This window comes from Luoshenia tenuis (genome assembly GCF_014384745.1).
Lineage (GTDB): Bacteria > Bacillota > Clostridia > Christensenellales.
Map to the genome: position 1 here is coordinate 283,699 of NZ_JACRSO010000002.1, position 21,052 is coordinate 304,750.

Genomic DNA, 21,052 nt, shown 5'->3' on the forward strand with positions numbered 1-21,052 from the left:
TCACTTCGTCTTTTGTGGTTGCATGCTCAGGTAATCCAGATAATTTTGTAAGATAAACACCGCCGCGATCTTATCGACCACGTTTTTGCGCTTTTTCCGGCTGACGTCCGCTTGGATCAGAACCTGATGGGCCATGTTCGTGGTCATCCGCTCATCCCACCAGACCGGCTCAAGTCCGCAGCCCGCGGCCAGCTTTTCGCCGAAGGCCTGCGTCAGCAGAGCCTGTCCGCGCAGGCTCCCGTCCATGGATTTGGGCAGCCCGATGACCAGCACATCCGCCTGCTGATCGGCAATCAGCTCACAAAGCGCGGCGATATCCTCTGCCTCGCCCTTGCGCCGGTACACCGTAAGCGGCTGCGCCGTCCAGCCCATCGCATCGCTAACCGCTATGCCGATGCGCTTGTTGCCCACATCAAGGCCGATGGCGCGCATCAGTTTTCCTCGATATGGAGACTATCCAGATAGAATTTGACCACATACTCCAATATCTCATCCCGCTCCAGCCGGCGGATCAGATACCGCGCGTTCTGGTGGCTGGTGATATAGGTGGGGTCGCCCGAGATGATGTAGCCCACGATCTGGTTTACAGGGTCGTATCCCTTCTCGCGAAGCGCAACATAAACCCGGGTCATAATATCGCGTACGGTCGCTTCATCGTCACGCGATACTTGAAATTGGATGGTATCGTTAAATTCACTCATGGGTTGCGCTCCTTTTCATTTGCATGTCTTGCGGCGCTGGAAACCTGAACTAATCTATATTATACAGGATAGCCCCATAAATTTCAATTCATCTCCTCCGGGCTGATGGTTTTCTTTTCCACCCGCGCCCGGTAGGCACCCTTTACCACGATGCGGATCATCAGCATGATGGGCACGGAGGTCAGCATGCCGGCCACGCCAAAAAGCTGCCCCGCCGCCAGAAGTAGCACCATGATATAAAGCGGGTGGATCTTGACGCTGTCCCCGGTGATCTTGGGGGCCAATACCGCGCCCTGCAGGCTTTGGGTCACCACCAGCAGCCCTAAGGTAAAGATGAACTGCCAGCTGCCACCCGCCAGCGACGCCAGCAGGATGGGGATGGCCGCAAGTACAGGGCCAAAGTACGGGATAAAGTTGAAAAAGAACATGAGTATGCCCAGCAGTAACCAGTACGGGATGCCGATAATGGCCAGCCCCGCGCCGGTTAAGGTACCCATGATCAGCGCCAGCAGGATCGTCCCGCGCAGGTATTTCCATAGCGCGGAATCGATCTGGCGCAGCGTGCGTTTAACGCCTGCGCGCTTGCCTGCGGGGATGAGCTTGGTCAGCTCGGTCGCAAAATAATCCTTATCCTTTAAAAAGTAAAAGGTGATGATCGGTATACTAAAAAGCCAGGGTGAAATGGCCAAAAAGCCCTGAAGATGGCTCATGGTCGCCTCCAGCAGCTGGGGCCCCAGCTCGGGCAACTGATCCATATAGTTCTGCACCAGCCCCGCCAGATCTACCTGAATATTCATCGCCTGCAGCTTTTGATCCAGGCTGCTTACGATCTGGCTCAGCCGCTGCATATTTTCAGGCAGGCTGCCCACCAGCTTGGCCAGTTCCTCCCCCGCCTGGGGCACGAATACCCCGGCGATCAGCAACAGCACGACCAGGATGCCGCTCATCAGGAAAAAGAGGGCATAATCCCGCCCTGCCCGTTCCCCCAGATAGGATACCAGCGGGTTTAACAGATAGGCTAAAAACAGCGCGCCCAGCAGCGTCCACAGCAGGTTCACCAGCATCCCCCGCCACAATACAGCCAAAACGATCGCCACAGCTGCAGCCAGCCCGGCTATGATATAAATTTTCTTTTTCCTGTTCATAAGGCACCGCCTAAAAAAGAGGGAGAAATCATCTCCCTCTTTCATTTTTGCATAACTTCCCTTTGGATATTAGTGCATCGCCTTGGCGATGTTTCTGGCATAGCGCCGTGCCATGCGTCGGCCCTGCTTGACCCATTGCTGGGTATTTTTCTCTACCATCGGTGCGGCGATCATCCCCACAGCCAGCCCAACGGCGGCTCCGGCGATCATCCCGGTTGCTGTACTAACCTTCATAGAGTTCACCTCCTTTTTTGCGCATCGTCTTTTCTTCCTCCTGGGTCACGGCAATCAGATTCTTGCGGTCAGGCAGCAGGCCGAAATAGCGGATAATGGCATAGCCTTTCTGAATATCTGCCAGCAACCCTTCGGAAACCTCCAACGCATATACTCGGCAGGAGTGGCTCTCCACCAATAGGCCGGACAGGGTGCCGAGCTCCTCGCCCGCGCTGTCCACTACTTTTAAAGGCCAGCCCTGCTCTCCCGGCGGTTTAGCCGGCGGCTTGTTCCCCGCAGCCGAGCGATTTACTAAAATGCTGGCTGCGCCTAGCAGAACGATATCTTGCCGCGCCGCATATGCTTTTTTACGATATGCGCCTGTGCCACGGAAGTAAATCCCATCGATATACCGCGATCCGGGATTCCACTGGGCGCCTTCTGCCTGGCCGACGATCACCCCATCGGGCATCTGTACGACCGGAAGGCCGGTCAATTCCTGTACTCGTCTATATCGCGCCAATTTCAGCCGCTCTCCTTTCCGCTCCCTTATTTTGTCCCCGTACTGCCCCAAGCATAAGCGGAAATTCGAGGCAAATCGCAATAAAAAAAGCCATGCTACTTGTTTATAGCATGGCTTTTGCCCTTCTTTTTATGTATGCGCCCGTTCAGCTTTTTTGCATGTGGTTTTTGCGGTAATCCTCAATGGCGGAGCGCAACGCCTCCTCGGCCAGAACCGAGCAGTGGATCTTCACATCCGGCAGCCCGCCCAGCGCCTCGATCACCATCTTGTTGGTGATAGCCAGCGCCTCGTCAATGGTCTTGCCCTTGATCATCTCGGTGGCGACGCTGGACGAGGCGATGGCTGCGCCGCAGCCAAAGGTCTTAAACTTTACGTCGACGATCCGCTCATCCTCTACTTTGATGAAGATCTTCATGATATCGCCGCATTTGGCGTTACCTACCTCGCCTACGCCATCTGCGTTTTCGATCTCGCCCACGTTGCGCGGATTCATGAAATGATCCATTACCTTTTCAGTATACATCTCCTATTCCCCTTTCGCTTCCGTATATAGCGGCGACATCTGCCGCAGGCGCTCCACGATGCCCGGGAGCTTGTCGATCACGTAATCGATATCCTCTTGCGTATTATCTGAACCCAGGGAGAGCCGCAGCGACCCGTGTGCCGTCTCATGGTTCAGGCCCATGGCCAGCAGCACGTGGGACGGGTCCAGCGAGCCCGAGGTGCAAGCCGATCCGCTGGAGGCGGCGATGCCCATCAGATCCAGGCTGAGCAACATGCCCTCGCCCTCGATAAAGCTAAAGCTCATGTTCACGTTATTGGGCAGACGCTGGGTCGGGTGGCCGTTGAGCTTGGCATAAGGAATCTTGGAAAGCCCGGCGATCAGCCTGTCCCGCAGCGCGATCAGCCGCGCGTTCTCCTGGGGCATCTGCTCGGTAGCCAGCTCCAGCGCGGTGGCTAGGCCTACGATGCCCGGCACGTTCTCCGTCCCGGCGCGGTGGCGCCGCTCGTGTTCGCCGCCCAGCATCTGCGCCTCAAAGCGGATACCCTTTTTGACATACAGTACGCCCACGCCTTTGGGGCCGTAAATCTTATGTCCGCTCATTGAGAGCAGGTCGATCCCCATTTTTTCCACGTCGATCTCCACCTGCCCAACGGCCTGAACCGCGTCGGTATGGAAGATCACGCCATGCGCGTGGGCCGCTTTGGCCAGCGCCTCAATAGGCTCAATGGTACCCACCTCGTTATTGGCAAACATGATGCTGGCAAGGATCGTATCGGGCCGAATGGCCTTTTCAAAATCCTCCACCCGCACGCGGCCATACTCATCCACCGGCAGGTAGGTCACCTCAAAGCCCTGCTTTTCCAGCCACTGGCAGGTGTGCAGCACCGCGTGGTGCTCAATAGCTGAGGTAATGATATGCTTGCCCTTTTTCTGATTGGCAAAAGCCACGCCCTTAAGCGCCAGGTTGTCCGCCTCCGTGCCGCCGCTGGTAAAATAAATCTCTTCCGCCTTCGCGCCCAGCGCCTTTGCTACGCGCTCCCGGCTGTCTTCCACCAACTTACGCGCCTCGCGTCCATAAGCATGGATGCTGGAGGCATTGCCAAAGCTCTGGCCGAACACCGGCAGCATGGCTGCCAATACCTCGCTTTTAACATGGGTCGTAGCCGCATGGTCCAAATATACTTTTTTCATTTTACACACCCCTTATAAGGCTTCTCCTGTGTATTGAAAGCGCTTAGGCGCTTTGCATCGTCCAACATGCTCTGCAAGGTGATGCCGTCGAGCACCTCGTTAAGCCCATCGCGTATCTTTTCCCATACGATCTGGGTCACACACCCGCCCGAGCGGGCGCATTTGGCGCCGCCTTCCTCCTCGTTCATCACGCAGATAGAGGGCGCCATCGGCCCGTCCAGCGCGCGGATGATATCGCCTACGGTGATCTCCTCTGGCGCCTTTGCCAGCTCATAACCGCCCTGCGCCCCGCGTACCGAACGTACCAGGCCCGTCCGGCGCAGCGTCAGCACCAGCTGCTCCAAATAGGCCTCGCTGATGGCCTCCTGCATGGCGACCTCGCCCAGGGGCAGCGGCCCTTCGCCATAGCTTTTCGCCAGGGCAAACATCGCCCGCAGGCCGTACCGGCCCTTTGTGGAAAGTTTCACGCTCCCGCCCCCTTTTGAATCTTGACTAAATCACTCGGATTTCAATATCAGCATACTAATTCCGACAAGTTTTGTCAAGTATAAATTTCGTTTTTCTACCGATAGATTAAACGTTTTTGGGCTAGCTTATGCGTAAGCGTTTTTTTGTGCCGAAAAAAGCAAATTGAATGCCTATAGCGGTTCTCCAAATAAAAAGTTCCCGGGAGGATCGATCCTCCCGGGAACTTTACTGTGCAACTAAATTGAACCGATTAATCGATGGTGTCGCCCTCGTACAGCGGGAAGCTGCGGCACAGCTCCAGCACCTGCGCGCGCACCTCATCGATGCAGCATTCGCCCTCCAGGATCACCCGGGCAATAAAGCCAGCGATCTTCTCCATCTCCGGCTCCTTCATCCCGCGGGTGGTCAGCGCCGGGGTGCCCAGGCGGATGCCGCTAGTTACAAACGGCTTTTGCGGGTCAAAGGGAATGGCGTTTTTGTTCACGGTGATATTGGCCTGTCCCAGCAGTTTTTCTACCAGCTTGCCGGTCAGCTCCTGCGCGCGCAGGTCCACCAGCAGCAGGTGGTTGTCCGTGCCGCCGGATACCAGGTTGATGCCCTTGGCATTCAGCCCCTTGGCCAGTGCCGCGGCGTTTAGCACGATCTGGTGCTGATAGGCCTTGAAGCCCTCGCCCAGCGCCTCTTTAAAGCACACGCCCTTGGCGGCGATAATGTGCATCAGCGGGCCGCCCTGTGTGCCGGGGAAGATCGCCTTGTCGATGGCCTTGGCATATTCCGCCTTGCACAGGATCAGGCCCCCGCGCGGGCCGCGCAGGGTCTTATGGGTGGTCGTGGTCACAAAATCCGCATAGGGCACCGGGTTGGGATGCTCGCCCGCGGCCACAAGGCCGGCAATGTGGGCCATATCCACCATGAACAGCGCGCCTACTTCATCGGCAATTTTACGGAAACGTTCAAAATCGATGGTGCGGGGATAGGCGCTGGCGCCCGCCAGGATCAGCTTGGGCTTATTTTCCTTGGCCAACCGCTCTAGCTCCTCATAATCAATGCGGCCATCTTCTTCGCGTACGCCGTAGGGCACGATGTTAAAGTAGCTGCCCGACATATTGACCGGGCTGCCGTGGGTCAGGTGGCCGCCGTGGGCTAGATTCATGCCCATGATGGTATCGCCCGGGCGCAGCATGGCAAAGTAAACCGCCATATTGGCCTGCGCGCCGGAGTGGGGCTGCACGTTGGCATGCTCGGCGCCGAACAGCTCCTTGGCCCGGTCGCGCGCCAGGTCCTCGGCGATATCCACAAATTCGCAGCCGCCATAGTAGCGCTTGCCGGGATACCCTTCCGCATATTTATTGGTCAGGTGGCTGCCGGCCGCGGCCATCACCGCGGGGCTGACGAAGTTCTCGGAGGCGATCAGTTCCAGATGGTCCCGCTGGCGGCCCAGCTCCTTTTGCAGCGCGTCGGCCATCTCAGGGTCCGCCTGGCGAATGGTGCGAAAATCAATCATCAATTACATCCCCTTTGCATTTCAAAAAGCGAACATTTCCGCTATTTTTAGCGTTATCGTACTTGTAGATTATAAACAAAGCCGCCGTGAAAAACAAGGGGATAGAGCAAAACCCGGGCGGAAAGATTCCGCCCGGGTTTTTGTACCTGTTCTGTTCGTTAGATATTGTTTTGCACCATGGCATTAAGCGCGCCGGGGTTGGCGCCGATCACCTGCTCCACCTGCTGGCCGCCCTTAAACAAGATCAGCGTGGGGATGGACATGACGCCAAACCGGGCCGAAAGCTCCGGCTGCTCATCCACATTCACCTTGCCCACCTTGAGCTTGCCCGCGTTCGCCTCGGCGATCTGCTCCACCACCGGGCCGATCATGCGGCAGGGGCCGCACCAAGTCGCCCAAAAATCCACCAATACAGGCTCCTGGGCCTGCTCTACCTCGGTTGCAAAATTATCCTTCGTCAGCGTAACAACTGCCATAACCTTCACTCCTTATCGATCTGTTCTTCTTCCCGTCCCTGCGCAGCCCTGTGCACCGAGACCATCTGCAACTGAAAGCGCTTTTGCCTGCGCAGCCTGGGCTCCAGAAGATGGATGCCCAAAAAGCCCAGCGCACAAAGCGCGATCCCGCTGATTGCCGCCACCACATCGCTCTCAACGCCTGCAAAAAGTGGCGCCAGCGCCAATTTGCCCAATACCGCGCCGGCAATCAGCAGCAAAAGCGGTATCACATAGGCGATGGCCGAGGCCTGCAGCATCCCCTGGGTCTGCATCTGCACCACCACCTGGTCGCCCGGCCTTGCCTCTATAGTATTCTCCAAAGTAACGATCATATCCTGCCCGTTTGCCAACATTCCGCAGGCGCCGCACCGCTCGCAGGCCGATGTGCGCTTAAAATGGACCTGCGCCTGTCCGTTTTCGGCTGAAATCACCTGTCCGGTCTCCAGCATGCTTACGCACCTTCCTTCTTATTCACTGCGGATAGTAGGTCGTTCACCACCGCGCCGGCCAGCGCCAGCCCGGCAGCTGCGGGCACAAAAGCGATGCTGCCCGGCGGATGGGCCGCCGCGTCCTGCTCGGGCCTAAAGCTTAAATCCGGCTTATGCGGCAGCTCTGTAGAATAGACCACTTTTAGCTTTTTGATCCCCATTTCCCGCAGCTCTCGCCGAATCTTGCGGGCCAGCGGATCGCCCGTGGTCTTAAAAATATCCCCAACGCGAAAGGCCGTGGGGTCCAGGCGGTTGCCCGCGCCCATGCTGGCCACCAGCCTTATCCCCATTTCGCTGCAGCGCCGGGCCAGGTCCAGCTTGGCGCGCACATCGTCCACCGCATCGGCCACATAATCAAAGCCCCGGCTCAAAATCTCCGCCCCGTTATCCGGCGTATAGTTTTGCGCCAAAGCGGTAATATCCGCATCCGGAAAGATCTGGCGCAGCCGCTGCTCCATTGCCAGCGCCTTATTTTGCCCCAGCGTCCTTTGCGTAGCCACCAGCTGGCGGTTCAAATTGCTGAGGGAAACGCTGTCCCCATCCATCACCGTCAGGTGCCCTACGCCCGCGCGCAGCAGCGCCTCGGCCGCGTGCCCGCCTACCCCGCCAAGGCCGATCAGCAGCACCCGGGCACGGGCTAAAGCCGCGATCCCTTCGCCGCCGATCAGCATGGCCGTGCGGCTTTTTTCCAACTGGTTCTCCAATTTATTCCTCTCCGCCTTCCGGCAGGTCCAGCTTAAGCCCCAGCTCGCGCAGCTGCTTATCGTCCACCGCGCAGGGCGCCTCGGTCAGCGGGCAGGAGGCGTTTTGTACCTTGGGGAAGGCGATCACGTCCCGAATGGAATCCTTGCCCGAAAGCAGCATGACCAGCCGGTCAAACCCATAAGCCATGCCGCCGTGGGGCGGCGTGCCGTATTTAAAGGCCTCCAGCAGGTAGCCAAACTGGTTCCAGGCCTGCTCTTTGGTAAAGCCCAGCACGCCAAACATCTTTTCCTGCAGCGCGGAATCGTGGATACGGATGCTGCCGCCGCCCAGTTCCGTGCCGTTTAGCACCATATCGTACGCCTTGGCGCGCACCCGTCCCGGGTCGGTCTCCAAAAGGGCGATATCCTCATCCATGGGCATGGTGAAGGGATGGTGCATGGCGCTAAAGCGGCCCGCCTCCTCATCCCACTCCAAAAGCGGGAACTCCGTGACCCACAGGAAGTTGAATTTGCTCTCGTCGATCAGTCCAAATCGGCGCCCCAGCTCCAAACGCAGCTGGCCCAGCGCCGTGCAAACGGTGGTATCGCTTGCGTCGGCCACCATCAGCAGCGTATCGCCGGTCTTAGCGCCGGCGGCTTGGCAAACGGAAGCAAACTGCTCTTCGCTAAAGAACTTGGCGATGGGCGAGCGCACGCCATCCTGTCCCAGTACGGCCCAGGCCAGCCCCTTGGCGTGGTAGGTCTTGACCAGCTCGCCCAGCCTGTCCAGCTCCTTGCGGGCCAGGCTTTGCCCTTCCAGCACGATGGCGCGCACGCTGCCGCCGCCCGCCAGCGCATCCGCAAATACCTTGAAGCCGCAGCCCTGCACCGCCCCGGACAGATCCTGTAATTCCATGCCAAAGCGGGTATCCGGCTTATCCGAGCCAAAGCGCGCCATGGCCTGCGCATAGGGCAGCCGCTGCAATGGCAGGGGCAGGTCCATTCCCAGCACCTCTTTGCAGACCAACTGTACAAACCCCTCGTTGACCTGCATCACATCCTCTTCCTCTACAAAGGACATTTCAAGGTCGATCTGGGTGAATTCCGGCTGGCGGTCCGCCCGCAGGTCCTCATCCCGGAAGCAGCGCACGATCTGGATATATTTGTCAAAGCCCGACAGCATCAAAAGCTGCTTAAACTGCTGCGGGGACTGGGGCAACGCGTAAAACGTGCCCGGATGCACGCGGCTGGGCACCAGATAATCCCGCGCGCCCTCCGGGGTGCTCTTGGTGAGCATGGGCGTTTCAAGCTCTAAAAAGCCCTGCTCGTCAAAATAGCGGCGGGCAAGCTGGGCTACCCTGTGGCGCAGCATAAAGGTAGACTGCATCTGAGGCCGGCGCAGGTCTAAATAACGGTATTTTAGCCGCAGCGCGTCGGAGACCTTATCGGTATCCTCATCCAGGTTAAAGGGCAGGTTTTCCGAACGGCTGAGCACCTTGAGTTCCTTCACCGCGATCTCGATCGCCCCGGTGGCCAGCTCCTTATTAATATCCTTTTCCTGCCGGCGCACTACAATGCCTTTGACCGCCAGCACATCCTCATGGCGGATGGTCTCCGCCTGCTCCTGCAGGGCGGCATCTTGCGCCGAGTCAAACACCAGCTGGACGATGCCGCTGCGATCCCGCAGCCATACAAAGATCAACCCGCCCAGGTTGCGGCGGCGCTGCACCCAACCCATCAGCGTGACTTCCTGCCCGGCGCGGCTCTCTTCCACCTGTGCGCAGTAGCAGCTGCGTTTCCAGCCCGATAACGATGTTTCCATGCGTCGTTCCTCCTATATCAATCGCTTTATTTCAGTGTTGTTATTGGGCCAGCCGGGCCGCGATGGCCGCTGCCGCGGTATCAAGCGGCAGCAATTCCTCTTCGCGCGTGGCCATATTCCGCAGTTTGACCTGGCCGCTTGCCAGCTCGTCACCGCCCATAATCGCCACAAACGGCGCATCGATCTTGCCGGCAAACTTGAACTGGGCCTTTAAGCTGCGCCCCACATGGTCCATGTCTGCGCGCACGCCGGCCAAGCGCAGTTCGTTACAAAAACCAAACGCCGGGCCGCGTGCCTCCTCGCCCAGCGAGGCCACGTAAACCTGGGTAACCGCCGGTTCTTCGGGCAGCAGGTTCAGGCTTTCCATCACCAGCAGCAGCCGCTCCATCCCCATGCCAAAGCCGATGCCCGCAATGGCGGGGCCGCCCACCTGCTCCACCAATCCATCGTACCGGCCGCCGCCGCACACCGTGCCCTGGGCGCCGATATCGGTAGAGATGATCTCAAACACCGTGCGGGTGTAGTAATCCAGCCCCCGCACGATCATGGGGTCGATCTCGTAGGGGATGCCCAAGCGCGTAAGATACGCCTCTAACTGCTCCATGTGCGCCTTACAATCCGGGCACAGATGGTCGATGCACTTGGGCGCGCCTTGGGCGATCTGCTTGCACACCGGGCTCTTACAATCTAAAATGCGCAGGGGGTTGCGCTCCAGGCGGCCTTTGCAGGTATCGCACAGCTCGTCCACATGCGCGGCAAAATAGCTTTTCAGTGCCTCGTTGAACTTGGGCCGGCACTCCGGACAGCCGATTGAATTGATGTGCAGCGTCAGCTTTTTTACGCCCAGTCCCTGGATCACCGCCCAGGCTAAGCTGATGATCTCCGCATCGCAGCTAGCCTGCGGCGCGCCGAATACCTCGATGCCGAACTGGTGGTGCTCCCGGTAGCGCCCGGCCTGCGGGTTCTCATAGCGGAAGGTGGGCGAATTGAGGTAGTACATCTTGGCCGGCAGCGCCTCGTTATAGAGCTTACGCTCTACAAAGCAGCGCGCGGCCCCCGCCGTCCCCTCAGGCTTGAGGGTGATCGAGCGGCCGCCCTTATCCTCAAAGGTGTACATCTCCTTTTGCACGATGTCGGTGGTATCCCCCACGCCGCGCAAAAACAGCTCGGTATGCTCAAACACGGGGGTACGCACCTCGCGCACGCCGTAAAGCGCGCACACCTCACGTATCTTGCTTTCGATATAGTGCCATTTGTAGCTCTGCGCCGGGATGACATCCGTCGTCCCCTTGGGTGCCCGATAATCCATATTTACCGCTCCTTTATTCTCACTAACCAATACTTCACCGCTCTTATATAGCAAAAAGCCCTCACCCTTGCCCAACTTGGCAAAGATAAGGGACGGGGATCACCCCGCGGTACCACCCCATTTGGTATGATAACCCACTTCATCGGCCCGGTAACGCGGGCCAGGCGTTTTAGCCTACTATGCTTTTTCAGCTAACCGACTCCGGGGTGTCATTCTCCCGGGGGGCCTGGCGAAAACTTACAGTCGGCGATCTTCGCTCCCTTACAGGCCCGTATCCCGAAATACTCTCCCCTTCATTGTCTTTTCGCGCTTATATGCTTTATAAGACTTTATCATTATACAATGACAGTCTCTGGCCTGTCAAGCAGCGTCCCGCACAATCTGGGTTCCTTTCGGGCGATCATCTCGTCTACCCGGGCGATATACTGCTCGATATTCTTCACATTGGGTGTGCGCTCCAGCCGGTTCTCCGCAGGATATACCCATTTGCTGATACCGCCCGCGCCCAACGCCAAAATGGAGTGGGTCTCCTCCATGATGTCGATATTATAAATACAGGCCTTGCCCGGCAGGCTGTAGCCGATATTTTCAAAGTTGCCCGTCATGTACTTTTGCCGGTAGAGGTAATAGGGCTCCATGCCCCATTCGGCAGCGGCCGCCCGCGCCGCCTCCAGCATTTTTAAGACCTCTTCGCCGCTGGGCAGGCTGTAGCGCCCCTTTTCCTCCTTGAGCTTGCTGGCCCGCTTCATAGCCAGGGTGTGCACCGTCAGGTTATCCGGCGCAAGGGCCGCGATCTGGCGCAGCGTCCGCGCCATATCCTGCGCGCTCTCTCCCGGCAGCCCGGCAATCAGATCCATATTGATGGCTTCAAAACCCGCTTCCCGGGCCAGCGCAAAGGCCTGGACGATCTGCTCCGGGGTGTGGGTGCGCCCCATGCGCATCAGCGTTTCCCCATTCATCGTCTGGGGATTGATGCTGACCCTGCTAACGCCCGCATCCCGCAGGGCGCGCAGCTTATCCCGATCGATGGAATCCGGACGGCCGGCTTCCACCGTCACCTCCGCCGCGCCGGGGAAGGCCAGGTTGACCGCCTCCAGCAGCGCGCATAGCTGCTGTGCGGAAATAGCCGTGGGCGTGCCCCCGCCTAAATATACGGCGCGTACCTGCCAGCCGGCCTGCCGGGCCATCTGCCCGCACACCTTGATCTCGTGGTGCAGCGCCGCAAGGTAAGGTTCCACCCACTTGCGGTTTTTGCGGATGTCGCAGGCCGCAAACGAGCAGTAAGTGCAGCGGGACGGGCAAAAGGGGATGCCCACATACACGTCCAGCTGACGGAAGGATTCGTGGCACACGATGCCCTGCTGCGCCTTTAAAATCTGGAAAAGCAGGTCCGCCTTTTCCCGGCTCACATCAAAGGTATCCTTCAGGTATTGGGCCGCCTGCTGCACAGAGCGCCCCTGCGCGAGCAGCTCATACGCCAGCTTGGTGGGCCGTATGCCGGTGAGCGAGCCCCAGGGCATCGCTTTGCCGGTGGCCTGAGTCAACAGGTGGTAGAGGACGATCTTGACGCCGTACTTAAAATACCGCTTTTGCTCCAGCGTGCCCTCCCCCATCTCCTGCTGGCAATAGGCGGCGGTAAGCGGCGCCCTGTCCGGGCCTGTCAGCACGGCCTCGTGCAGATAGCCCTCCCCCTCACGCCGCGCGCGCTGGACGATCATCACGTCCGCTTCGGGTTCCATGTCGCCCTCCCTATAAAGCGTCAGCGGCGTGTCCCCGTAAAAAAGGCGCACCACGTCCCCCGCTTCGCTATAAAGGGCGGGGTGCTGCATCTTAAGCGTTATAGATCCCATAGGTCTTCCCCTTGTAAAAATGGATTGGTCCTTTTCTCCCGGCCGATCGTGCTCTCCTGCATGTGCCCGGGATAAACCTTGGTCTCCTCCGGCAGGGTCAGCAGCTCTTTTTGGATACCCGATAGCAGTTTTTGCATATCCCCGCCTGGAAAATCCGTGCGGCCAATGCTGCCCGCCATCAGCGCATCTCCGGTAAAGACGGCCCCGTCAATATAAAAACTCAACCCATCGGGCGAATGGCCGGGGGTAGAAAGCACCTTAACCGGCTGCCCCGCAAGGTACAGCGTCTGCCCGCCTTTCAGGCCTTCCGGCGCTGTGCGCATAAAAACCGGAGCGATCCCCATGCCGGCGGACAGGTTCTTAGCCGGATCCGGCCCAGCCTCCAGCTCCCCCAGCGGCGCATAAACGGCGGCCTTTGTCGCCGCCGCCAGTTCATCCACCCCGCCGATATGGTCAAAATGCATATGAGTGATGAGGATCATCTCCACCTGTGCACCCAGCAGCGCCGCCCGCGCGGCAACGCGCTGGCCTTCTCCGCCGGGGTCGATCACGGCACAAGCGCCGTTTTCAACCAGCAGATAGGTGTTAACGCCAAAGGGCCCCGTGGCCATCCGTTCGATCAGCATATTGCACGCCCCTTAAAATTTCTTTTTGGAATCCAGCAGCAAAGTCACCGGCCCGTCGTTCACCAGTTCCACCTGCATATCCGCCCCAAAGCGCCCTTTTTGCACGCGCAGGCCGTATCCCGCCAAGCGCAGGAGCGCGGCCTCGTACAGCGGCTCGGCCTTTTCCGGCAGTTCGGCATCCGTAAAGCCGGGCCGCCGGCCATGGCGCGCATCCCCCAATAGGGTAAATTGAGAGATCATCAGCGCCTCGCCGCCGATATCCAGCAGCGAAAGGTTCATCTTTTCCGCCTCGTCCTCAAAAATGCGCAGGTTAGCGATCTTATCGCAAAGGTATTCCCCATCCTTCAGAGTGTCCCCTTTTTCCACGCCCAGCAGGATCATCAGCCCCTTGCCGATGGCGCCTAAGGTCTGCCCGCCGGTTTCCACCTTGGCCCGGGCCACTCGTTGAATTACCGCTCGCATACGCTCCCTCCTCTAGGCGCTGGTGCGGAAGGCCTCCAGCACTTCCGGAATCTTGCGCAGTTGTTTGAGCATCTTCTCAAGCTGCTCGGTATCGGTGATCTCCACCGTAATATTGATCATGGTGGTCTGGTTTTTGCTCATGTGGGCGTTGATGGCCACGATCTGCATCTTCATATCTGAGATAGCGTTGGTCACATCCGCCAGCAGGCGCGGCCGGTCGGCTGAGATGATCTGTACCTCGGCATGGTAGCCGCTCACCTTGGGGCTATCTGCCCAGGAGACTTCTACCAACCGCTCGGGCTCGCCGTAAAAGCTGGCCACGTTGGTGCAGTCCGTCCGGTGGATGGAGACGCCCCGCCCGCGGGTGATATAGCCCACGATATCGTCCCCCGGCACCGGGTTGCAGCACTGGGCAAAGCGCACCAGCATATCCGCCTCGCCTTTGACGATCACGCCGTGGCTGTCCTTTAGCCGCTCGGCCTGCGGCTGCTTTGCGCCCCCGCTTTGGGACGATTGCTGCCCCTCCTTCTCCGCGGCGGCTACCTGGGCGGCGATGCGCTCTTCCTTATGGGCCTGTTTATATTCAGCGATCAGCCGGGTCAGCACCTGGTTGGTGGTCAAGCCGCCAAAGCCCACGGCGGCATACATATCCTCTAGGGAATTGAGGCTGAACTTTTGCAGCGCGGCCTCCACCGCCTCTTTACGCTCCAGCTGCCCCAGGGTATAGCCCAGGCGCTTGGCTTCTTTGTCCAGCATGTCGCGCCCGTGTACGATATTTTCATCCTTAAATTCTTTTTTGAACCACTGCCGTATCTTGCTGCGGGCCTGCGAGGTCTTGGCGATCTTGAGCCAATCCCGGCTGGGGCCATGCGAGGAAGCCGAGGTGATGATCTCCACCACGTCCCCGGTTTTGATGGCGTAATCCAGCGGCACGATCCGCCCGTTGACCCGCGCGCCGGTGCAGCGGTTGCCCACAGCGCTGTGGATGTAATAGGCAAAGTCCAGCGGCGTTGCCTCCTTGGGCAGGTTGATCACGTCCCCCTTAGGAGTAAAGCAGAACACCTCGTCGTTAAATAGGTCGATCTTAAATGTATCGATAAACTCAGAGGCGTCCGCCATATCCTTTTGCCAATCCAGCAGCCGCCTTAGCCAGGCCAGCTTCTCGTCCAAATCGTTAGAATCGCTGCGTCCCTCTTTATATTTCCAATGGGCGGCAATGCCGTATTCCGCCGCGCGGTGCATCTCAAAGGTCCTGATCTGAATCTCAAAGGGCACGCCATGGCTGTCGATCAGGGTGGAGTGCAGGGACTGGTACATGTTGGGCTTGGGGGTGGCAATATAATCCTTAAACCGCCCTGGGATGGGCTTATAAAGCGTGTGCACCGTGCCCAGCACCGTATAGCAGTCCTGTATCGTATCCACGATCACGCGGATGGCCGTCAGGTCGAAGATCTGGTCAAAGGGCTTGTTCTGGTTTTTCATCTTTTTATAGATGCTGTAAAAATGCTTGGGCCGGCCGTTAATCTCCGCATGGATACCCAGCTGCTTGACCCGCGCTTCCACCTCCGCGATGACGCGGCTGACGCTCTCCTCCCGCTCCTGGCGCTTCATAGCCACCTTTTGGCTGATCTCTTCATACGCATCATGATCCAGGTAAAAAAGGCAAAGATCCTCCAGCTCCCATTTGATGCGGAAGATCCCCAGCCGCCCGGCCAGCGGCGCGTAGATCTCCAGCGTCTCATTGGCGGTCTGCTGCTGTTTTTCCTCCCGCTTAAAGCCCAGGGTGCGCATGTTATGCAGCCGGTCGGCCAGCTTGATGAGGATGATGCGGATATCCTTGCTCATGGCCAGCAGCATCTTACGCAGGTTCTCTGCCTGCATCACCTGACGGCTGTGGAAGTTGAGCTTGTCAAGCTTGCTCACGCCCTCCACCAGCATGGCTACGGTATTGCCAAAGCGCTGGGCGATATCCTCGTACTCGTATTGCGTATCCTCGATCACATCGTGCAAAAGCCCTGCGGAGATCGCGTCTACATCCATCCCCAGGTCCAGCAGGATGTTGGCGACCGATAAGGGATGGACGATATACGGCTCGCCCGAGGCGCGCCGCTGATCTTTATGGGCGTCCTGCGCAAAGGCATACACCTGCTTTAATGTTTCCACCTGCTCTGGCGGATAAATCTTTTCGATCCTTGCGATAAAATCGTCCAACGCTCTTTGCCTCCCATCCCCATCCCTGGGCAATATCCAAATATCTCGTTGCCGCTACGAAACGTGCGCCGCCTGCACGTCAGGCTCCTGTAAAAGCGCACGCACGGCGCAAAACAGGCCGCTGTCCTCCAAATTTCTGCGTGCCGCTTGCTGGGGCAGCTTGATGTGCACCATCCAATCTCTGGCGCAGGTAAAGTGTAAAAGCCCCAGTTCGTTAAACACCTCAAGGGCAAAGTACAGCTGCTCCTGCGCCCCGGCATAACCGCAGCACGCGCACAGCTGTGCAAATGGCATCGCCGCGATCTCGTGCCTTGGCAGGGCGCTGATCCGTTTCCAGCACTGGCCCAGCGCCGCACGCTCCGGCACAAGGTCCTTCAAGGCATCCCGCACAAGTTCCTGTGGCTGGTCGTGCCGCAGGGCTTCGGTCTGGCAGGTATCAAAAACCAGCCCGCCGCCCAGGGCCGCCCCTTCCGCCAGCACCAACCGTTGCCAGCGTCCATTCAAGGTAAAGAACTCCGGCAGCGGCGCCAATACAATAGCATTTTCGCCATAAGGCTCTGCCGGCGGCGCGCCCTCGTAGACCTCAAAACGCTGTAGCGCGCCTGCCTTTTCCAGCGCCTCCAGCAGCAGCGCCGCGCCTTTAGGCGTATAGCATACCGCAAGCGACCCAAACGGCGAACCGGCCGCCGCCAAAGCGAGCCCGGCTGTGCCTTGCTCAAAGGGGTATTCCCGAATCGCCCCGACCCCCGGTTTATCCATATTATAGCGAATCGCCCCTAAAATTGCACGGACAAATTTGAGCGCGGTATTCTCACCGGAGGCGAGCGCGCTGCGCGCGTTGGCTTGGGGCGCGAACGCCTTGACCTGGCAGCGCAGCTCCCGCCTGCCGCCGTAAGTATTGATCTCCGGAACGACCAGCAGCGTCGCCCGCCCCATCCGCTCTAACTCCCGCTGTCGCTCTCCCGCCTGCCAGGCGATGGCGGGCAGCCTGCCCCCCAGGCGCATTTTGAGGTGGCGGTTTTCCTTGCCAAAGGCCTGCGCCTGCTCTACGCGCTCATCCTCCAGCAAAAAGGCCGGTTCGGGGTTGCCCCAGCCAAAGGGGGATAGATGCTCCATTTCGCCGATCAACTGCTCGGTCACCTGGGGCAGCGCGATCTTAAGGTCGTATTCGTAGGAGCGCTGGAACAGCTCCGGCGAAAGCTGCGCCGCAAGCGCATTGATCTTTTCCGCAAAGGGCGCAAAGTTTTCAGGGGCCAGCGTTACGCCCGCGGCCTGCGCATGGCCGCCAAAGCGCATAAACAGCTCCCTGCAAGGCGCCATCAGCTCGTAAATGTTGATTCCTGGCACGCTGCGTGCCGAGCCTACCAGCCGCCCTTCTTTCACGGCAAATAAGATGGCCGGCCGGTGGAACCGCTCCACCATCCGGGAGGCGACGATGCCGATCACGCCCTCGTGCCAGTCGGGATGCTGCAGCAGGATCACGCCCTTTTGCGCAGCTTTCTCATCGGCCAGCACCATTTTTTCCGCCTGTTCGGAAAAAGTCATCTCCATCTGCTGGCGCTTTTGGTTCAGTCCGTCCAGCTCTGCCGCCAGCGCCCAGGCGCGCTCAGGCTGCTGGGCCATTAATAGCTCCACGCCCTTTGCAGGCGAGTCGATCCGCCCCGCCGCATTCAGCCGCGGCGCGAGACCAAAGGCCAGGTTGCCGGCGGACAGCGTTTTGCCGTCCAGCCCCGCAGCCCGCGCCAGCATCTGGATCCCAAGACTAGGCGCCTGATTGATCTTTTGCAGCCCCCGGTAGACCAAGATGCGGTTTTCGCCATGCAGCGGCACCAGGTCCGCCACGGTAGCCAGGGCGATCAGATCGATCATTTCATCGAGCATTTCCTCTCCGCCTAAGGCGCACAGCAGTTTGCCCGCCACCGCCGTCCCGCAAAGGTCGCTAAAAGGGTATCGTTCATCCGCCCGGTGCGGGTCGATCACGGCCAGGGCGGGCGGCAGTTCCTCCGGGCAGATGTGGTGATCGGTCACGATACAGTGCAGCCCCAGCTCGTTTGCCAGCGCGATCTCCGGAGCCGCGGCGATGCCGTTATCCACCGATACGATCAGCCCCGGCCCTCCGGCGGCGATGGCGCGGATGGCCCCGGCATTCATGCCATATCCCTCTTTATCCCGGCTGGGGATATAGTATTCCACATTGCCGCCCAAAGTTCTCAGGCCGCGCATCATCAGCGCCGTAGCGCACATGCCGTCTGCATCATAGTCGCCGTAGATGACGATGCGCTCGCCCCCATCGATAGCCTGGCGCAGGCGCTTTACGGCCTTTTCCATATCCTGCAGCGCCAGCGGATCGTGCAGCGAGCCCTGCTCTGGATGCATAAAGGCGTAAGCCGCCTGCGCATCCCCATATCCCCGGGCGCACAGCAGCGCAGCACAGGCCGGGGATATGTCCAGCGCCTGCTCCAATGCCTTTGCCTTTTCCCTATCCGCATCCCTGCCGATGCGCGCGCGCCAATGGATCACAGCCATTCCTCCCAAGCTAAAATATGACGGTAGGGCTGCCGCTACGGCAACCCTACCCAAAACTACCTAAACTGCAAAATCACGATCAGGCCCACTTATTCTTGCGCCGGTGCATCTTCACTTTTTTAGGCGTATCCCGGCCGCTGATCAGCCACCAGGTAGGCGCCGCAAGGAATACCGACGAGAAAGCGCCGGAGATCAGGCCCACGATGATGGGCAGCGTAAATTCTTTGATGGAATCCACACCCATGATGTACACCAGGAAGATCATGATAAACGTGGTCAACGTGGTGTTGATCGAGCGGGTCAGCGTTTCGCGGATACTGGTATCCACGATCTGCCCGCGGGTGAACTCCCGCGAGGGCATCTTATGCACATTCTCGCGGATCCGGTCGAACACCACGATGGTGGCGTTGATGGAATAACCGACGATGGTCAGCATGGCCGCCACAAAGGAGGTGTTGACCTGGACCTGCAACAGCACGACAAAGGTGAACATGATCAGCACGTCATGCACCAGGGCCAGCACCGCCACGATCGCAGAGAATACCTCAAAGCGGAAAGCGATATAGATCAGGATCAGGATGCAGGCGATGCCCACCGACATCAGCGCATTCATCTGCAGCTCCTGCCCCATGACGGCGCCTACCTCTTCCATCGAATCCATCCGGACATTTGGATATTTATCCTTCAGCGCATCCTGCAAAGCCTGGCCTACGCCCTCATCCACATCCCCGGGAGAGGTCTTAAAGCGGACGACCGCCAGCGTTTTGACATCCCCGTCGCCGGATTTGGAGACCGGCGCATCGCCCAGGTCCAGCGCCTTAAGCGCATTTTGCACATCCGCCACATCGTATTCCTGTTCCATATCCAGCGTCACGATGGTGCCGCCGGTAAAATCAATGCCCCAGTTGACCCCCATGGTGCAAAGCCCCACGATGCCCGCGAGAATGATCACGGCCGAGATCAGAAGGCAGTACTTGACGTTTTTGGTGAAGCTAAACTTTTTCATTTACTTCGCCTCCTTCGCTGCCGCTTTTTTGGCGCCGGCCAGGTAGAGCGAACGGTTGGTGATATTCAGTCCTACCGCGATGCGCATCAGGAACCGGGTGACCACGATAGCCGTAAACATCGAGGTCAAAATACCCAGCAGCAGCGTAATGGCAAAGCCCTTGATGGTGCCGGTGCCAAAGAACATCAGCACCACGGCGGCGATCAACGTAGTCAGATTGGAATCGAAAATCGCGCCAAAGGCCTTGGAAAAGCCGCTGGAAAGGGCGCTGGTCAGGGTCTTGCCCAGCCGCAGCTCCTCTTTAAACCGCTCAAAGATTATGACGTTGGCATCCACCGCCATACCAATGGACAGGATAATGCCCGCGATGCCGGGCAGCGTCAGCTGCACCGACGGGATCGTCGCCAGCAGCACCAGCATGATCAGCATATATACGCAAAGCGAAATATTTGCCATCAACCCGGGCAGCCGGTAATAGACCAGCATGAACAGCATCAGGATGATCAACCCGATCAGGCCCGCCTGTAGGCTGCGGGCCAGCGCGCTTTCACCCAGCGTAGCGCTGATGGAGCGCACCTCCACCTGATTAAGCTCCAGCGGCAGGGAGCCGCTTTGGATCAGCATTGCAAGCTCTTTGGCGCTCTCGGCATCCATATTGCCGGTGATGCTGCCCGAACCCGTGGCGATCACCGCCTCCACCACAGGGGAGGAAATCGTTTCGCCGTCCAGCACGATCTTGATGACCTGGCCCTTAAACTCCTCGGTGGCCTTGGCAAATACCTCCGTGCCGCTTTCGTTCAGCTCAAAATTGACCACCCACTGGCTGCCGTCGCTTATGGCAGGTTCGGCCTTTTTAATATCCTGCCCCGTCAAAATCGTCTCGTTATTGGGATCGACAAACTCCAGCTTTGCCGGCTTGCCGATAATATCCAGAATCTCTTCAGGATCGTCCACATCCGGCACCTCAACGCGGATGCGGCTTGTCCCCTGCTGGGTCACGGTGGCCTCCGTGTAGCCGGAAGAATCCAGACGGTTGCGCAGCACGCTCATCGCGCCGCTGAGCTTGTTTTGCAGGTCCTCCTCGCCGTCGTTGGCCTGGTAAAGCGCGTAAACGCCGCCCCGCAGGTCCAGCCCCTGCTTGATGGCCTCCGGCAATGGCTTAACACGATAGATGCCGATCTGCAACCCCGTCAGCGACAAGGTGCCCAGCACCGCCACCACCAGAAGCATCACGATTAACTTGATCAGGTTTTTCCTCTTGGCCCTCATGCCCGTGATGTCCTCCTCATTTTCACGATGAGCAATCCCCCTTAGCCTAACTG

The 21,052-nt window shown here is 58.8% G+C and carries 21 protein-coding genes and 1 other annotated feature; all 21 genes read right to left on the minus strand.

Annotated elements, in window-relative coordinates; genetic code table 11:
- A complete protein-coding gene (ruvX, locus tag H8699_RS06275) occupies positions 1-432 on the minus strand; it encodes a Holliday junction resolvase RuvX (RefSeq protein ID WP_249284934.1) in 432 nt (143 codons plus the stop codon).
- Complete coding sequence (locus H8699_RS06280; RefSeq protein WP_138296098.1) at positions 432-701, minus strand: IreB family regulatory phosphoprotein; 270 nt, start codon at positions 699-701, stop codon at positions 432-434. The genes ruvX and H8699_RS06280 overlap by 1 nt, the downstream gene beginning before the upstream one ends.
- A gap of 83 nt (positions 702-784) precedes the next feature.
- Positions 785-1,846, minus strand: coding sequence for an AI-2E family transporter (locus H8699_RS06285; protein WP_249284935.1), 1,062 nt, complete (start codon positions 1,844-1,846; stop codon positions 785-787).
- Between the two features lie 69 nt (positions 1,847-1,915).
- Positions 1,916-2,080 carry a hypothetical protein gene (locus H8699_RS06290; protein WP_171026060.1) on the minus strand — a complete coding sequence of 55 codons (165 nt, stop codon included), beginning with the start codon at positions 2,078-2,080 and terminating at the stop codon, positions 1,916-1,918.
- Entirely contained in the window at positions 2,070-2,582 is a 513-nt protein-coding gene (locus tag H8699_RS06295; RefSeq protein ID WP_138296100.1) for a hypothetical protein, read from the minus strand. The genes H8699_RS06290 and H8699_RS06295 overlap by 11 nt, the downstream gene beginning before the upstream one ends.
- Before the next feature lie 145 nt (positions 2,583-2,727).
- Entirely contained in the window at positions 2,728-3,105 is a 378-nt protein-coding gene (nifU, locus tag H8699_RS06300) for a Fe-S cluster assembly scaffold protein NifU (protein ID WP_138296101.1), read from the minus strand.
- Positions 3,106-3,108: 3 nt separating this feature from the next.
- The gene (nifS, locus tag H8699_RS06305; RefSeq protein ID WP_249284936.1) at positions 3,109-4,278 is read right to left on the minus strand and encodes a cysteine desulfurase NifS; all 1,170 of its coding nucleotides are present in this window, start codon (positions 4,276-4,278) and stop codon (positions 3,109-3,111) included.
- Positions 4,275-4,745, minus strand: a complete 471-nt coding sequence (locus H8699_RS06310; protein WP_249284937.1) for an RrF2 family transcriptional regulator — start codon at positions 4,743-4,745, stop codon at positions 4,275-4,277. The genes nifS and H8699_RS06310 overlap by 4 nt, the downstream gene beginning before the upstream one ends.
- A 251-nt stretch (positions 4,746-4,996) precedes the next feature.
- Entirely contained in the window at positions 4,997-6,247 is a 1,251-nt protein-coding gene (locus H8699_RS06315) for a serine hydroxymethyltransferase (RefSeq protein WP_407943997.1), read from the minus strand.
- Between the two features lie 161 nt (positions 6,248-6,408).
- A complete protein-coding gene (gene trxA / locus H8699_RS06320) occupies positions 6,409-6,726 on the minus strand; it encodes a thioredoxin (RefSeq protein WP_249284939.1) in 318 nt (105 codons plus the stop codon).
- 5 nt (positions 6,727-6,731) lie between these two features.
- The gene (locus tag H8699_RS06325) at positions 6,732-7,196 is read right to left on the minus strand and encodes a SoxR reducing system RseC family protein (protein ID WP_249284940.1); all 465 of its coding nucleotides are present in this window, start codon (positions 7,194-7,196) and stop codon (positions 6,732-6,734) included.
- Positions 7,197-7,198: 2 nt separating this feature from the next.
- Complete coding sequence (locus tag H8699_RS06330) at positions 7,199-7,939, minus strand: tRNA threonylcarbamoyladenosine dehydratase (RefSeq protein ID WP_249284941.1); 741 nt, start codon at positions 7,937-7,939, stop codon at positions 7,199-7,201.
- A gap of 1 nt (position 7,940) precedes the next feature.
- The gene (aspS, locus tag H8699_RS06335; protein WP_249284942.1) at positions 7,941-9,740 is read right to left on the minus strand and encodes an aspartate--tRNA ligase; all 1,800 of its coding nucleotides are present in this window, start codon (positions 9,738-9,740) and stop codon (positions 7,941-7,943) included.
- 40 nt (positions 9,741-9,780) lie between these two features.
- A complete protein-coding gene (gene hisS / locus H8699_RS06340; RefSeq protein ID WP_249284943.1) occupies positions 9,781-11,049 on the minus strand; it encodes a histidine--tRNA ligase in 1,269 nt (422 codons plus the stop codon).
- A gap of 85 nt (positions 11,050-11,134) precedes the next feature.
- Positions 11,135-11,355: a binding site (T-box leader), on the minus strand.
- A gap of 29 nt (positions 11,356-11,384) precedes the next feature.
- A complete protein-coding gene (gene hemZ / locus H8699_RS06345; protein WP_249284944.1) occupies positions 11,385-12,899 on the minus strand; it encodes a coproporphyrinogen dehydrogenase HemZ in 1,515 nt (504 codons plus the stop codon).
- Positions 12,887-13,525 carry an MBL fold metallo-hydrolase gene (locus tag H8699_RS06350; RefSeq protein ID WP_249284945.1) on the minus strand — a complete coding sequence of 213 codons (639 nt, stop codon included), beginning with the start codon at positions 13,523-13,525 and terminating at the stop codon, positions 12,887-12,889. The genes hemZ and H8699_RS06350 overlap by 13 nt, the downstream gene beginning before the upstream one ends.
- A 12-nt stretch (positions 13,526-13,537) precedes the next feature.
- Positions 13,538-13,987 carry a D-aminoacyl-tRNA deacylase gene (gene dtd / locus H8699_RS06355; protein WP_249284946.1) on the minus strand — a complete coding sequence of 150 codons (450 nt, stop codon included), beginning with the start codon at positions 13,985-13,987 and terminating at the stop codon, positions 13,538-13,540.
- Positions 13,988-13,999: 12 nt separating this feature from the next.
- Positions 14,000-16,198 (minus strand): RelA/SpoT family protein, encoded by a 2,199-nt coding sequence (locus tag H8699_RS06360; protein ID WP_249284947.1) that lies wholly within the window; start codon positions 16,196-16,198, stop codon positions 14,000-14,002.
- A gap of 54 nt (positions 16,199-16,252) precedes the next feature.
- Positions 16,253-18,718 (minus strand): single-stranded-DNA-specific exonuclease RecJ, encoded by a 2,466-nt coding sequence (gene recJ, locus H8699_RS06365; RefSeq protein WP_249284948.1) that lies wholly within the window; start codon positions 18,716-18,718, stop codon positions 16,253-16,255.
- Between the two features lie 85 nt (positions 18,719-18,803).
- Positions 18,804-19,730 carry a protein translocase subunit SecF gene (gene secF / locus H8699_RS06370; RefSeq protein ID WP_249284949.1) on the minus strand — a complete coding sequence of 309 codons (927 nt, stop codon included), beginning with the start codon at positions 19,728-19,730 and terminating at the stop codon, positions 18,804-18,806.
- Complete coding sequence (gene secD / locus H8699_RS06375) at positions 19,731-20,999, minus strand: protein translocase subunit SecD (protein WP_249284950.1); 1,269 nt, start codon at positions 20,997-20,999, stop codon at positions 19,731-19,733. It abuts the gene before it with no gap.
- Between the last annotated feature and the right edge of the window lie 53 nt (positions 21,000-21,052).